Annotated in this window: 13 protein-coding genes; 6 read left to right on the top strand and 7 right to left on the bottom strand. The window is 40.7% G+C overall.

The features are described 5' to 3' along the window. The 3 genes from ABDZ97_RS14555 to ABDZ97_RS14545 all read left to right on the top strand — a co-directional run. On the top strand, positions 1-2,534 hold a 2,534-nt coding region (locus ABDZ97_RS14555), incomplete at its 5' end, for a T9SS type B sorting domain-containing protein (protein WP_343789258.1). A 33-nt stretch (positions 2,535-2,567) separates the two neighbouring features. Then, the gene (locus ABDZ97_RS14550; protein ID WP_343789255.1) at positions 2,568-3,491 is read left to right on the top strand and encodes a PorP/SprF family type IX secretion system membrane protein; all 924 of its coding nucleotides are present in this window, start codon (positions 2,568-2,570) and stop codon (positions 3,489-3,491) included. A 21-nt stretch (positions 3,492-3,512) separates the two neighbouring features. Further along, on the top strand, positions 3,513-5,771 hold the full coding sequence (locus ABDZ97_RS14545) for an OmpA family protein (RefSeq protein ID WP_343789252.1): 2,259 nt from the start codon (positions 3,513-3,515) through the stop codon (positions 5,769-5,771). 187 nt (positions 5,772-5,958) lie between these two features. Here the strand turns inward: ABDZ97_RS14545 and ABDZ97_RS14540 are convergent, their stop codons facing one another. The 5 genes from ABDZ97_RS14540 to ABDZ97_RS14520 all read right to left on the bottom strand — a co-directional run bounded on the left by ABDZ97_RS14540 (position 5,959) and on the right by ABDZ97_RS14520 (position 10,835). Further along, entirely contained in the window at positions 5,959-6,207 is a 249-nt protein-coding gene (locus ABDZ97_RS14540) for a hypothetical protein (protein ID WP_343789249.1), read from the bottom strand. Positions 6,208-6,273: 66 nt separating this feature from the next. Continuing rightward, entirely contained in the window at positions 6,274-8,091 is a 1,818-nt protein-coding gene (locus ABDZ97_RS14535; RefSeq protein ID WP_343789246.1) for an ATP-dependent DNA helicase, read from the bottom strand. 9 nt (positions 8,092-8,100) lie between these two features. After that, positions 8,101-10,014, bottom strand: a complete 1,914-nt coding sequence (gene ftsH, locus ABDZ97_RS14530; RefSeq protein ID WP_343789243.1) for an ATP-dependent zinc metalloprotease FtsH — start codon at positions 10,012-10,014, stop codon at positions 8,101-8,103. Between the two features lie 117 nt (positions 10,015-10,131). Continuing rightward, the gene (locus tag ABDZ97_RS14525) at positions 10,132-10,368 is read right to left on the bottom strand and encodes a hypothetical protein (RefSeq protein WP_343789239.1); all 237 of its coding nucleotides are present in this window, start codon (positions 10,366-10,368) and stop codon (positions 10,132-10,134) included. A gap of 62 nt (positions 10,369-10,430) precedes the next feature. Further along, positions 10,431-10,835 (bottom strand): Spy/CpxP family protein refolding chaperone, encoded by a 405-nt coding sequence (locus tag ABDZ97_RS14520; protein WP_343789236.1) that lies wholly within the window; start codon positions 10,833-10,835, stop codon positions 10,431-10,433. Positions 10,836-10,922: 87 nt separating this feature from the next. On the opposite strand from ABDZ97_RS14520, the gene ABDZ97_RS14515 reads away from it, so the two are divergent. Together ABDZ97_RS14515 and fabF are read left to right on the top strand one after the other, a co-directional pair. Further along, the gene (locus tag ABDZ97_RS14515) at positions 10,923-11,666 is read left to right on the top strand and encodes a leucine-rich repeat domain-containing protein (RefSeq protein WP_343789233.1); all 744 of its coding nucleotides are present in this window, start codon (positions 10,923-10,925) and stop codon (positions 11,664-11,666) included. Between the two features lie 32 nt (positions 11,667-11,698). Next, positions 11,699-12,943: a beta-ketoacyl-ACP synthase II gene (gene fabF / locus ABDZ97_RS14510; RefSeq protein ID WP_343789230.1), complete on the top strand. Its 1,245-nt coding sequence runs from the start codon at positions 11,699-11,701 to the stop codon at positions 12,941-12,943. Positions 12,944-12,954: 11 nt separating this feature from the next. Here fabF and ABDZ97_RS14505 read toward each other — a convergent pair whose 3' ends face one another. Next, positions 12,955-13,506, bottom strand: coding sequence for a CPBP family glutamic-type intramembrane protease (locus ABDZ97_RS14505; RefSeq protein ID WP_343789227.1), 552 nt, complete (start codon positions 13,504-13,506; stop codon positions 12,955-12,957). Between the two features lie 66 nt (positions 13,507-13,572). Between ABDZ97_RS14505 and ABDZ97_RS14500 the strand changes: the two genes are divergently transcribed. Next, on the top strand, positions 13,573-14,832 hold the full coding sequence (locus ABDZ97_RS14500; RefSeq protein ID WP_343789224.1) for a mechanosensitive ion channel family protein: 1,260 nt from the start codon (positions 13,573-13,575) through the stop codon (positions 14,830-14,832). Here the strand turns inward: ABDZ97_RS14500 and ABDZ97_RS14495 are convergent. Beyond that, complete coding sequence (locus tag ABDZ97_RS14495) at positions 14,813-15,289, bottom strand: cupin domain-containing protein (protein ID WP_343789221.1); 477 nt, start codon at positions 15,287-15,289, stop codon at positions 14,813-14,815. The genes ABDZ97_RS14500 and ABDZ97_RS14495 overlap by 20 nt on opposite strands. Between the last annotated feature and the right edge of the window lie 338 nt (positions 15,290-15,627).

Genomic DNA, 15,627 nt, shown 5'->3' with positions numbered 1-15,627 from the left:
ATGATCCTTGCGATTACACAACATCTAGTATAACATTGACTCAGGGTGGAAGCTGGTTAGCAGCTGACTGTGATGAAGATGGTGTGACGAACGGTGATGAGCTTACAGATGGTACAGATCCGAATGATCCATGTGATTATAACGTTTCCAGTCAGATAATAGCAAACGTTGGCGCAATGTGGAATGCTGCCGATTGTGACGGCGATGGTGTGACCAATGGTGATGAAACCACCGACGGAACGAATGTGAACGATCCATGTGATTACACAGCTGCTAGTATAACTCTACCTCAGGGAGGTGATTGGAATACCGCCGATTGCGATGGAGATGGTGTCACGAATGGTGATGAAGTTACTGATGGAACGAATCCAAATGATCCTTGCGATTACACAACATCTAGTATAACATTGACCCAGGGTGGAAGCTGGTTAGCAGCTGACTGTGATGGTGACGGTGTGACGAACGGAGATGAAATTTCTGATGGCACGAATCCGAACGACCCTTGTGATTTTGTAATGGCTAGTCAAACGGTCATACCAAGTACTGAATGGAATGCTGCCGATTGTGATGGAGATGGAGTAACGAACGGTGATGAGCTTGCTGATGGAACAGATCCACATGATCCGTGTGGTTATGCTTCAGGAAGTATTACGCTACCCCAGGGAGGAGACTGGAATGCTGCTGATTGTGACGGTGATGGAGTGACCAATGGTGATGAAGTCACTGATGGTACAGACCCGGATAACCCATGTGATCTTAATTTGGCAAGTCAAACAGTAGCGCCTTCTGCCACTTGGAATAGTGCCGATTGTGACGAAGATGGTGTTACGAACGGTGATGAGCTTACTGATGGCACAGATCCGAATGATCCATGTGATTATAACGTTTCCAGTCAGGTAATAGCAAACGTCGGTGCAATGTGGAATACTGCCGATTGTGATGGCGATGGTGTGACCAATGGTGACGAAACCACCGACGGGACTAATGTGAACGATCCTTGTGATTACACAGCTGCTAGTATAACTCTACCTCAGGGAGGTGATTGGAACATTGCTGATTGCGATGGAGATGGTGTGATCAATGGTGATGAAGTCACTGATGGTACAGACCCGGATAACCCATGTGATCTTAATTTGGCAAGTCAAACAGTAGCGCCTTCTGCCACTTGGAATAGTGCCGATTGTGACGAAGATGGTGTAACGAACGGTGATGAGCTTATTGATGGCACAGATCCGAATGATCCATGTGATTATAACGTTTCCAGTCAGGTAATAGCAAACGTTGGAGCTATGTGGAATGCTGCTGATTGTGACGGTGATGGAGTGACCAATGGTGACGAAACCACCGACGGAACTAATGTGAACGATCCATGTGATTACACAGCGGGAAGTATAACATTACCCCAGGGAGGTGATTGGAACGCTGCTGATTGTGATGGCGATGGTGTAATTAATGGTGATGAAGTCACTGATGGAACGAATCCAAATGATCCATGTGATCTTAATTTGGCAAGCCAAACAGTAGTACCTTCTGCCACTTGGAATAGTGCCGATTGTGATGGAGATGGTGTCACAAATGGTGATGAACTTACGAATGGTACGGACCCGAATAGTGCGTGTGATCATGATGCGTCAAGCATTACTCTGCCACAAAATGGTCTCTGGAGTTCCGCAGACTGTGATGGGGATGGCGTAACGAATGGCGATGAAGTTACCGATGGCACAGATCCGAATAATCCATGTGATTACACAGCTGGAAGTATCACACTACCTCAGGGAGGTGATTGGAACGCTACCGATTGTGATGGCGATGGTGTCACGAATGGTGATGAAGTTACTGATGGAACGAATCCAAATGATCCATGTGATTATACAGCTGCAAGTAGTACACTTCCTCAAGGGGGATTATGGAGTAGTGCTGACTGTGATGGCGATGGTGTCACAAATGGTGATGAAATTACAGATGGTACTGACCCGAATAATCCATGTGATTATATGACTGAGAGTATAGTTTTTCCGCAAGGTGGAGTATGGAATGCTGCAGATTGCGATGGGGATGGTGTAACAAATGGTGATGAAGTGATAGGAGGTACAGATCCTAATAATCCGTGTGATTATGCAACAGGAAGTATAACACTGCCTCAGGGAGGTGATTGGAATGCTGCTGATTGTGATGGCGATGGTATATCGAATGGAGAAGAAGTGTCCGGAGGTTCGAATCCGAATGATGCATGTGACCCTAACCCTTGTGGTATTGACATTCCTAATGCCTTTACTCCGGATGGAGACGGAATAAATGATGTCTGGGTGATTGACGGAATTGAAAAGTATCCGGATAACGTGTTAGTTGTGTATAACCGTTGGGGGAATGTAGTCTTCTCAGCAGACGGGTATCTGAATACCTGGAACGGGGAATCAAATAGTAAGTTGAATGTAGGAGGCGAAGAACTTCCGACAGGAACCTATTACTATGTGATCGATACAAAAGACGATACAGTTGGTGTAGTAAAAGGATATGTCTACATCCAACGATAAGAATAAAGATTCTTCAAATTGAAAATAAAAGAAATGAAAAGAATTAAGTTTTTAGTGGGGATTATAACACTGGTGCTTCTAGGAAGCACCAGTGCCACCGCACAACAGGATCCACATTATACGCAGTATTTTGACAATATGTTGTTTATCAATCCTGCGTACGCCGGAAGTAATGGTATGTTAAATGTTACGGGAATTCACCGTGAACAATGGGTAGGATTCGACGGGCGCCCCCGTTCATCGACACTCAGTATTCACTCACCTTTGTCTTATGAGTCCGTAGGGCTGGGATTGACAGCCGTAAACGACAACATCGGACCAATGAATCAGACAATGTTTTATGCTGATTTCTCGTACACACTAAAATTCAAGAATCATAAAGGGAAGCTTGCTTTTGGGCTAAAAGGAGGAATTAATCTGATCAACATTGGCAGGGAAGGACTGAATACCAATAATCCGAATGATCCGAAGTTATTACAGAACATTCGTAATAATGTTAACCCGAACTTTGGATTTGGGATTTATTATCATACACCTCAGTTTTTTGTAGGAATAAGTACTCCAAAAATTATGGAGCAAAGTTATGACCAACTGAATACTACGAATTTGGAAAGACGCCATTATTTTGGAACTATCGGAGGTGTTTTTGCCGTGTCGGATAAGTGGAAACTGAGACCAACTTCGCTCATTAAAATTACGGAAGGAGCACCGTTGAGTCTGGATGTATCTTTAGCCGCAATTTATAATGAAAAATTATGGTTCGGAGCAAACTACAGATTAATGGCGGCCTTTGGTGCTTTTGTACAGGTACAGCTTTCTCCTCAACTCAAAATTGGTGTTGCAAGTGATTTTGGAACCCAGAAATTGAGAAATTATAACCACGGATCATTTGAAATCCTGTTGTCGTATGACTTTACATTCAAGAAACAAGGAATTCGTTCACCTCGCTATTTCTAACCTAACAAACAGACAAAGAAAATGAAAGCAATACTAGTAATTATAGCATGTGTCCTGTCATTGTCCTTGTTGGGACAATCCGGGAAATTGAAAAAGGCAGATAACTATTTTGAACGATTATCATACGCATACGCCGCGGAATTGTATGAAGAGTTGATTGGTTCAGAAGTGGATAGCCCTGAACTAAAAAGTAAGTTAGCGTATAGTTACCTGAAAATGGATAATTATACAGAATCTGTGAATTATTACAGTCAGATGATAACTTCTTCGGAGGCTAAACCGGAAGATTATTACAACTACTCATACGTTTTGAAACAGACAGGAAATTATACCGAAAGTGATAAATGGATGAATACGTATAGTAATCAGGTAACTGCGGATTTAAGAGGTCAGTTATTTCTAGAGAATACAACGTATAAGTCCAGAATTGAAAAAAATCAACCTTTCTTTTCTCTGGAAAATTTGTCTTTGAATACGTCCTCTGCCGATTTCGGAGGATATTACAATTCGTCTCAGGATCAGCTCTATTTTCTTACAGCAAGAAAGAAAACGGCTTTTGTCAAAAAAGAATGGTCATGGGATGCCAAACGATTTCTTGATGTATACAAAGCTTCCGTAAGCCAGGACCAGAAATTAGGAGATCCTGAGCGTGTATCGAAAGTAAATACAAAATTTCATGAAGGACCATTGACTTTTTCACCGGACGGTTCTAAGGTGTATTATACAAGAAACAATATTTCATCAGGAAAGAAGCGTCGTGACGGGCAGCGGATTCAGAATCTTAAAATTTATATTGCTAAAGTTGACGAAAAAGGAAAATGGGTAGATGAAGTAGAATTCCCGTATAATTCGACAAACTATTCAATCGGGCATCCTGCTATTACCCGTGACGGGAAGACAATGTATCTGGTATCTGATATGCCCGGAGGATTTGGAGGTGCAGATATCTACAAAGTACAGATTCATGAGGATGGCACTTTCGGGGAGATGGTTAACCTGGGGAAAGAAATCAATACGGAAGGACAGGAAATGTTTCCGTTTATAGATAGCGAAGGAAGATTGTTTTTCTCTACAGATGGTCATCCGGGATTGGGAGGACTTGATGTTTTTGTAGCACTTCCTGACGGAGACAAAACAGGGAAGATTCATAATCTGGGATTACCCGTTAACAGTCAATATGATGATTTTGCTTTTAGTATGTCAGATGATTTCAAAACAGGATTTCTTTCTTCGAACCGGGAAGGAGGAAAAGGAGGAGACGATATCTATGCGGTTCAATTAATTCGTCCGTTTGTATTCTCTATAACGATCAAGGGAACAGCAAAAGACAAAAAAGGAGAAAAAGTTCCGTTTGCAACCATCGAACTGAAAGATGATGCAGGGAATACAATAGGATCAGTTAAGGCTGACGAAAATGGAGCGTATTCTTTTGAAGCGGATTATGAAAAAAACTATATTCTGGAAGGTACAAAGAAAGATTATTTTGACGGAAACAACCGGGCAAGTACCTACACCGACGAGCAGGTTGTCATTGCAGATGTTGTGTTGGAAAAAGATCCCGGACTGTCTTTGTATGCAATAATTACAGATAAAAAGACGGGGAAACCGTTAGAAGGGGTACAGATTAATCTTGTTGATAACATGACGGGTAAATCCAAGAATATTACTTCTCCTGCAACCGGAGATTTCCGGGAAGCTTTGTTTGGTAAGAAGTTAAATGACAGGGGAAGTTATAATCTGGTACTCCAGAAAGAAGGTTATTTCTCTAAGACAGTAACCTATAATACACTATTTGATCAACCCGGTCAGTATGACATTCATGCTCTTCTTGATTTAAGCATGGATCCGGAGGTTAAAGATTTGTCCGAGATGATTCAGATCAACCCGATCAATTTTGATTTGAACAAATATAATATTCGTCCGGATGCTGCTACGGAGCTGGATAAAATCGTAGAAGTGATGAATAAGTATCCGAATATGGTCATTGAATTAGGATCGCATACGGACTGTCGTGCTTCAAAAGCGTATAATATGAAATTATCGGATAGACGGGCCAAAGCCTCTGCGGAATATATTAAAAAGAGAATTACAGATCCTGAACGCATTTATGGAAAAGGATATGGAGAAAGCCGGTTGTTGAACCATTGTGAATGTGAAGGAAGTGTAAAATCGGACTGTACGGAAGAAGAACATGAAAAAAACAGACGAACTGAGTTTAAGGTTATCTCTACAGGTGATGACAAGTTAAAAGTGAGTAACTCCAGTACAGACAGTTTCTAAAATTGGGTGGGTGATATAGGATAAGCTGATTTTGTTAAGTTAAAAGAAGAGGGGGTACTTCTTCTAATGTGGTAATATGTAGAATAAAGATGTAAAACGAAGCTTGTTTTTATTACCGCCTGATCAAAAAAGGTAGCGGGATTCATTTCCGCTACCTTTTTGTTTTGTAGAGATAAAAAGGGAAACACTAATTATATGCACAGTCGCAACCGTCTTCTGTTTCAAAGGTTGTTTTTGCATTTTTCCAATCTTCACAATTGTCAAATCCATCTACACATTTTTCGCCATTGATCAGGTGACCATACTGCCCCTGACAATTCGTACATGTATAACAAGTGCTGGGTTCACCGCAACTGGAATCATCCTTGTTGCAAGCTGTTAGTAATACTAGACCGGCCCCAAGTGTGAGACCTATCAGGTTGAATGTCTTTTTCATCGCTTTTCTTTCAAAGTTGAAATAATTTCAAAGACACGTCAATACGGCATTTGTCCTATTTTTTAGCTACTTACCAGTGTTTCCTGAATTGACAACCTGAACTGCTTTTTGCATACGTTCCAGTTTGAAGGTAATTTGTCCTTCCAACTCGTTCAATTGTTGGATGTATGTTTTTACTCCCTTTTCATTCTGTGCAAGATGTTCGGTATGAAGTGTAATTGTTTTTCGGATACCTTGCAGTTCTGTTTCAAAATGCTCGTTAGCCGATTGTATGCGTTCGTGCAGGTACGAAAGATTCTGTTTTCGTGAAAAGATACGGTCAAGCTGAACGATAAAACGATCTGCAATTTCTTTTTGTTCTTTGAAACGATCCAACAATTCCGTAATCCAGGTGACATATTTCATTTTGACCGATTTTTTCTTGGAAGTGTCATAGGAATTCCGGTGTTTATCAAACTGATACGTAAGTAAACTAAGATCAAAACAGGCAACAGTAAACGAATGGAGAAAAGCTTTGGAAGCGACTTCCAGATGTTGTGTTAATTGGTCATGATCTGGTTTTGTCGTGTTAAATACGCGTATGTGATGATCAATGGAGAGACTATTGTAATTAATCGGGGAAGTTAATACAAGACCGTCCAGAGAGCGCAGGCGGGATAGTGCCACGTACACCTGTCCGGGAGCAAATGCCTTACTGGTATCAATAACTGCTTTATCAAATGTTAATCCCTGGCTTTTGTGAATCGTTATGGCCCAGGCAGGCTTGATCGGAAACTGGCTGAATGTACCGATAATTTCCTCTTCAATTTCACCGCTGATTTCATTGACTGAATACCTTTTGTTTTCCCACTGATACCGGTCCACAGACACCGATTTTGATCCGTCATTAAAACCAATGGTAATTGTATTCCCTTTGATGTGTTCTATTTTTCCGATTTTTCCATTGAAGTAACGTTGTGCTCCTGTAATATCATTCTTGATAAACATGACTTGAGCTCCGGTTTTTAATTCCAGTTTGTGATCAATGGGATAGGAGTTTTCTGAAAATATCCCTTCTGTTTCCGCTTCAAAAAAGTGAGAGGGAGTGTTCAGCTTCTCCATTTCTTTTTTGTTCAGGTCATCCGCCTGAAAATTATGTGTTGTAAGTTGAATGAAATTATCTTCTGAATCCGGTTTGAAATCCGGTCGGTAATAGCGGTTGAGTAGATCAATATCCTGACGGGTAACAGAATTATTTCTGAGATTATTCAATACGTTGATGAATACATCGTCTCCCTGACGATATACTTTTTCCAGCTCAATGAAAACAGGAGGATTGGATCTGAGAACATGTGCGTCAAAAAAGAAAGGAGTCCGGTAATGTTTACTGAGAATACTCCACTCACTGTCCTGAACGACAGGGGGGAGCTGAAGTAAATCGCCGATAAATAACACTTGTACACCTCCGAAAGGTTTGATCTTCTCCCGTCTGACGTGCCGGAGAATCGTATCAATCGCATCCAGAAGATCGGCTCGCAGCATACTGACTTCATCAATAATCAGTAACTCCATATTGCGAAGTACCGAGCGTCTTACCTCATTCATTTTTAAAGAGGAGAGTAAAGAGGATGGTGTATGAATTTTACTGTTTATGGAATAAGTTGAAAAATTTTCTTCAACAGGAACAAAGCCTCCAAAGGGGAGTTGAAACAACGAATGCAGCGTTGAACCTCCGGCATTGATAGCTGCAATACCAGTAGGAGCCCCAATTACTGTTTGTTTGAAAGTGCTGTTGTAGATTTCCTTCAGGAAAGTGGTTTTCCCCGTTCCGGCTTTTCCTGTAAGAAAAACACTGGCATTGGTGGTGTTGATAAATTGGGTTGCAAACTCAACATTTGTACTCATTTTACCTTCTTATTCCTGATTTTCTGTTTCTTTTCGTTCGCCTAATAATTTCACAAGATCTTCTTTGTATAAGACTTCCTTCTCAATAAGTGCTGCGGCAACAAGGTCTATTTGTTCGCGGTGTTCCTGTAAAAGTGCTTTTGTTTTTTCATAACAGCCCCGTATAAATGCTCTGGCTTCTTCATCAATGAGCTTGGCAGTGTCTTCTGAATAAGGTTGTTTCAGGCTGTATTCATTTTGTAAATCTTTAAATGAAAAAGGGCCGATCTTTTTGTTCATTCCGTACAGGGCGATCATAGAGTAAGCCAATTGAGTAGTTCGCTCCAGGTCGTTTTGTGCCCCGGTAGAAATGTCTCCGAAAACAATTTCTTCAGCAGCCCTTCCGCCTAAAGTCATACAAATGGTGTCAACCAACTCTTCGTAAGTATATAGATTTTGTTCTTTGGGCAAATACTGAGCAAATCCAAGTGCTGCTAATCCGCGGGGAATAATTGAAACCTTTACGAGAGGATGCGCGTGTTTCAGATACCAACCGCATAGGGTATGTCCGGTTTCGTGGTAAGCAATAATTTTCTTTTCTCTGGGAGAAATCAATTTGTTTTTCTTTTCCAGTCCACCTACCACCCGGTCAATAGCCGAATTGAAATCTTCCATTTCTACCTGTTCTTTCTTCTTTCGTGCAGCATGGAGAGCAGCCTCGTTACAGACATTCGCAATTTCAGCCCCGGCAAATCCGGGAGTTTGAAGTGCTAACTTTTTAGCGTCAACATCAGTGCCGAGCGTTAACTTTTTTAAATGGACCTTAAAGATTTCCTCGCGACCATTCAGGTCAGGTTTATCAATAAGAATCTGTCGGTCAAAACGTCCGGGTCGTAATAATGCACTATCCAGTAAGTCAGGACGATTGGTAGCTGCGAGAATAATAACTGTTTTATCACTGCTAAACCCATCCATTTCAACGAGTAACTGATTTAGTGTGTTCTCCCGTTCGTCATTCGTTTGTGTTTTTGACATGCTGCGTGAACGCCCAATAGCTTCAATCTCATCTATAAAAATAATACAGGGAGCTTTTTCTCTTCCGTTTTTGAACAGATCCCGTACACGTGCGGCACCGACTCCGACAAACATTTCTACAAAGTCAGATCCCGATATGGAAAAGAAAGGAACCCCGGCCTCTCCTGCCATTGCTTTGGCCATAAGCGTTTTTCCGGTTCCGGGAGGTCCTGTCAGGAGTACGCCTTTCGGAATCTTTGCCCCCAGTTTTTTATATTTTTCAGGATTTTTCAGAAAGTCAACTACTTCCATTACCTCTTCTTTTGCCTCATCCAGTCCGGCGACATCATCAAAAGTTACATTTATTTGATCCTTTCCATCAATCAATTGAGCTTTTGATTTTCCGGTATTGACAAAAGGATTAACTCCTCCGCCACCACTTCCGGACATTCGTCTGAACACAAATAGCCAGATTGCAACAATAATTACAACAGGTAGTAACCACGAAAAAATAGTGCCAAACCAGTTTTCCCGTTTTTCAAAAGTCGCACTGATCTTTTCTTCCGGAGGAAAATCTTTTTGGGCTTCTTCCAGTTGTTGCTGAAAAAAATCAACTGAGCCGATGGTAAATACGTATTGGGGTCCTTTTGCGTGTTCTTTTACCTTTTTATGTTCTTCTTTTTGAAGCGCTTCTTTTGTCAGGTAGACTTCAACCGACTCATTGTTTACTACAACTATTTTTTGAACTTCTCCATCGTTCAGCATTTCCGACCGGAAGGTTTTCCAGTCTGTTTCTTTTGGTGAAAGCGATGTGTTCAGGTAAGAGTAACCGAAAAAGATGACCAGAATAATAACGTATACCCAGATAAAGTTAAACTTCGGTGTTGGGTTAAAGGGGGTTCGGTTTTTGGAGGTATTATTCTGACTCATATTTTCTATTTCTTCTGCGAATGTAAAAAGAGAGCTGATCTGATCAACTGACTTTCGTCAGTAACAAAAGAACCACTCGAAATCAAGTGGCTCTAACTTACTAAATATATCTGAATTTTATTTCGGACTTTCCGACGTTTTTGCCGGTGTAGCCTTTTTCATTTCACTACGTTGAACAGGTACCATCTTAACCTCTTTCTTCAACCCCTGACTTTCCGTCTTCGTAACCGGCTTTTTAGCAGATGTTTCATTGCGAACCGGCTCTTGTTGTTTCACCTTTTCTTTTTCTTGTCCGAAAGTGAATCCGGCACTTGTTAGTATCGCAGCGAGAGCGAAAAATTTTATTGTCTTCATAGTTTATTCTTTTACGAGATACAAGTTACTATTTTTTTATTCATCCAGTAAATAATTCTGGATTATTTACGCTCCGGAGTAGGTTTTCCTCTTCCTTCTTTTCCATGAGCTTCCACTTTTTGCGGATGATGCATGTGCTCTTTTTTATGTTCGGTTTGCTTTTTTTCGCGCATTTCCTGCATCTTTTTTTGTTGTTCAGGTGTAAGAACAGTCTTTATGGCTTGTTTTTCTTCTTCTTTGACCTGTTTCATTTGCTCATGGAGTGCCTTGCGCTTTTCCATTGCTTCCTGATGAATGGCACGGATCTTAGCTGATTGATCAGGAGTTAATTTCAACTCTGCTTCCATTTTTTCGAACTTTTTCTCCATGCGTTCCTCATGAGGTACTTTTTCTTTTTTTTCCTGAGCGTTTACATTACCAATCAGTAACCCGAAAGTTGCTATACTCAACACGATTAACTTTTTCATATCCTGAATTTTTATTGTTTTACAGTAAGATACAAGAAAATATCGTGCCAAACTTTTCTGTATTTTAGTAATTAACTATTTTTAACAATGCTTAGAATCTACGGATATATCGGTCTTTTTTTTCTGATTTTGGCGGGATGCCAGACAAAAACTCCTTTGGAAAAAGTGTTGAGTTACCCTCCGGATGTTACGAAAATCAATTTGAGTTATTCCTTTATGGATAGTTTACCCGAAGAGATTGGAATTTATTCAGAACTGAGAGTGCTGCGTTTATTCAGGAACAGATTTGTTACGCTTCCTGAAGAAATCGGTAATCTGAAAAAGTTGGAAATCCTGGTTCTGAGTTCTAATAACCTGGAAAAACTTCCTGCATCAATCGGAAACCTGACAAATGTAAATGAATTGTCTTTACAGTACAATAACCTCCGATCATTACCCGCAGAAATCGGGAAGATGAAAAATATCGAACTCCTTCGGCTAAATAATAATGAGTTGGATTCGCTCCCGGACGAGATCTGTGAACTGGAAAACCTGAAATATCTTTATTTGGGAAGGAATAACCTGAGAAAACTCCCTGATAGCATTGGTAAGCTCAAGAATTTGCGTATTCTGGATATAGGTCTGAATCATCTTACCGAATTGCCGGAGAGCATTGGAGAGTTGGAAAATCTTACAGAATTACACGTCAACAGTAGCGGCCCGTTATTGGATTTGCCGGAATCTCTTTGCTACCTCAGATCGCTTGAATTGGTTTATGTTGATCCGGTTATACGCGTTCCGAATTGTATGCTCACACGACGTACGGGACGTTTTTCTCTCATAGTAAAATAAAATATCTTTACTTTTGCCGGCAAATTTGGCGTATGAGAAGAGTTGTGATTACGGGAACAGGTGTTTTATCACCAATAGGAAATGATGTGAAAACATTTTGGGAGAACTGTCTGAATGGTGTAAACGGAGTAGGACCGATTACCAAATTTGACGCTTCAAAATTCAAAACACAGTTTGCTTGTGAAGTAAAGGACTTTGATCCGCTATCATTCATGGATCGAAAGGATGTACGAAAATATGATAATTTTACGCTCTATGCACTTTATGCTGTCGATCAGGCAGTAAAAGAATCCGGATTGGATTTTGAGGTGGCTGATAGAAGGAGAGCGGGGGTAATCTGGGGGTCTGGGAATGGAGGCTTTGAAACTTTCCAGGATCAGGTACTGGAGTTTGCAGAGGGAGATGGAACTCCTCGTTTCAATCCGTTTTTTATCCCAAAAGTTTTGGTAGATATTGCGGCAGGTGTAATCTCTATTAAGTATGGTCTTCAGGGACCTAATTATGCTACAGTTTCAGCATGTGCTTCTGCAACATCGGCACTGATTGATGCCTACAATCAAATCAAATGGGGTAAAAGTGAGATCATGATTACCGGAGGTTCTGAATCTGCAATTTGTGAAGCGGGAATAGGAGGTTTTAATGCGTTGAAAGCATTGTCAACACGTAATGAGGACAGAGAGACAGCTTCCCGTCCGTTTGATAAAGATCGCGATGGATTTGTAATGGGAGAAGGAGCAGCAGCATTTGTTTTGGAAGAGTATGAACATGCCAAAGCACGAGGAGCAGAAATTATTGCCGAAGTAGTTGGGGGAGGAATGGCAGCAGATGCTTATCACCTTACCGGAACGCATCCTGAGGGAGAAGGAGCTGTAATAGGAATGGGAGAAGCTTTGAAAGAAGCGGGAATAACTCCCGATCAGGTAGATCACATTAACGCACATGCTACTTCAACGCCTTTAGGAGATCAGAGTGAGTTAATAGCAATTGAGCGTTTATTTGGTGAAAACCCGGGTCTGACAATTTCAGCAACTAAATCAATGACCGGACACCTATTAGGTGCTGCTGGAGCTGTAGAAGGTTTGATTACGGCACTTTCTTGTAAGTATGATGCTATTCCACCGACAATTAATACAAAAGAAATCGAAGAAGAGTTTTCCGGTAAGTTTTCTATTTCTCTTGGGAAAAAGGAAGAGCGAAAGGTTAATTATGCCTTGTCCAATACCTTTGGGTTTGGAGGACATATTGCAGCCGTTTTATTCAAGAAATTCGAAGAGTAATTTTTATTTGTCTAGTTTCTTTTTCGGGTATAGGCTACAAACATAACCAGATCATAAGTGAAATGGGCGGAAATGCAAAACCATAGTCCTAAGGTGTCTATGGAGTAGGCGAGTATCAGGATAAAAGGAGTAATCAGAAGCCCATATAGGTTGATTCGCCAGTTGGTGAAACTATAATAACCATGTAAGGCAACAAAAAGGAGAGAGGTAAGGAGTGGTCCCAAATAGAACTGTATTCCAATCCGAAATAGTAATTCTTCTCCGATTCCGGCACAAAGCGAGAGAAAAATGATGTCGGTACTGTTGAGATTCAATTGCTGAAGTAGTTGTACCTGTTTTATTTTTTCGTACTTCAGAAATGGAGTAGACAGGAGAAATATGGCAAAAAAAGCATAGAGCATTCCCAGATTTGTTCCCAGAATAATGTTCTTTAAAGATAAGCGGTGCAGTTGGAAGAAGTCGGAAAAGCTCCACCCTTCAACGTAATGCAAAATGAAATAAGCAGGAAGAGGGAAAAGCAGTAACGTTGCTGCTCCGATAAGATATATCCTGAACTTGTCCAAATTCTTGTACTTTTGTACAAAAGTAATTGATTTAGTACGCTAAAACGTTAAAAGAAGGACTGGAACATGAAAGAACTTGTACATAACTGGTTAGGAAGTTTTTTTGAAGCTGGATTACCCGAATCGGGAAATTCGATGTACCTGATTACCCTACTTATGTTTATAGCAACATTAGGGTTGAGTATATTGATGTGGTGGCTCACACGTACTATTTTGCTGGCAATCATTCATTCTTTTGCAGAGAGAACCCGTACCCATTGGGATGATTTGTTAATTAAAAATCGGTTTTTTGCTGCTCTTGCTAATATTGTCCCCTTATCTTTTGCTCACGTCTTTCTCAATATTACATTTTATGCATTGCCGGCATTTGAGAACTTCTTTTTGAGGATTGTTGATATTCTGATCCTGTTGGTTGCATTGGTATCTGTTTCACGACTTTTGAACACCATGCGTGATCTGGTAATGGAAAATGAACGCATGAAAGATAAACCGATTCATTCGTATTTTCAGGTCATCAAAATCGTTACTTCGGGAGTTTTTATTTTTCTGATGCTATCTGTAGTAACCGGAAAATCTCCCGTCTTTTTCCTGACCTCCTTAGGAGCTGTTTCTGCTATTCTGATTCTGGTTTTCAAAGATACAATTCTGGGGTTTGTCGGAAGTGTGCAACTAGCTGCAAATGACATGATCCGTATCGGTGATTGGGTGACAATGGAAAAATACGGTGCGGATGGAGATGTGATTGAAATCAGCCTGGCAACGGTTAAAGTCCAGAATTTTGACAAGACCATTACAACGATCCCTACTTATTCATTTATTTCGGATTCGTTTAAGAACTGGCGGGGGATGCAGGAGTCGGATGGTCGTCGAATCAAACGGGCAATCCGCTTGAAAATGGAAGGCGTAAAGTTTGCAACGCCCGAAATGATAGATCGGTTTAAAGAAATCAGAATTCTAAAACCTTTTATAGAAGAAAGACAGGCTCAGATTGAAGCGTATAATGCAGAACATGGGTTCGAAATGCAGGATTCTCCATTAAATGGGAGAAGGCAGACCAATATAGGTTTGTTCCGCAGGTATGTAGAGTATTACCTGAAAAATAACCCGCATATTAATCAGAACATGACTCTTATGGTGCGTCAATTGGAACCGGGATCAGAAGGATTACCTCTGGAAATTTATTGCTTTACCAAAACCAAAGAATGGTTACAGTACGAGATGGTTATGGGGGATGTATTTGATCACCTCATAAGTGCTGTACGTTATTTTGAACTGGAAGTATTTGAAAGTCCGACAGGAAGCGATTTTAAGTCAGTCGGGAAATAATAGTTTCATGTGTAGGGAACTGTCTGATCAGTTCTTCTTTTTCAAATAATGTAAAATCGGTAAAATCAAACCCCGGAGCTACAACACAACTTACCAGTGCATAACTGTTTTCTGAGTCTACAGACGACCCGAAAATTTTTTCGGCGGGAACCAGTTGCTGAGGAGATGAGAAGGTTGTCCCCGATCCTAGTTTAAGTTCTGTATGTCCTCTTTCATCCAGAATATGTACGGTAAGATCACTTCCTTCATGATGAAACCATAACTCATCACTTTTAATCCTGTGAAAACGCGAAACATCTTTAGAAGTTAGTAAAAAGTATATGGCTGTCATCAAACTCCTGTTTCCATTCCCGGTAGCAATTTGTAAATCTGCTCTGTAAGTTTCTCCATAATATCCGCCTTCCGGATGAGGTTGGAGGTTGAGTGTCTGTATTAAAAAGTCAATTCGTTCTTTCATCTTATTTCTGTTAGTTAAGAGCGAATACTAACCAGAGTATTCCTGCCAAAGCAGCGAGGCCTATTCCTGTGAGTATGCTGTTTTGCAGCCGTTTTCTTCGTTTCTGGATTTGCGCGAAGATTTCATGTCCCGGTTTTGCTTAATCCGGTTGTTCATGTCCTGTATATGTCCAGCTCCAAAACTCATGATGCGGATAAAAGTAAGAATAAACAGGGGAGTGTAAATGGAAAGAATCATATAATCGTATCGAATTGTTAGTAGGAGACTGAACCAAAGAACGGAACGGTTTTCTGGTTAGTTTAAACAGCAGTGCCGTGTATTTATTCAATTAAACCTTT

The organism is Wandonia haliotis (assembly GCF_039523435.1).
Lineage (GTDB): Bacteria > Bacteroidota > Bacteroidia > Flavobacteriales_D > Crocinitomicaceae > Wandonia > Wandonia haliotis.
Note: the sequence above shows the minus strand (reverse complement) of the source record. Positions and strands in the feature narration are given on the sequence as shown.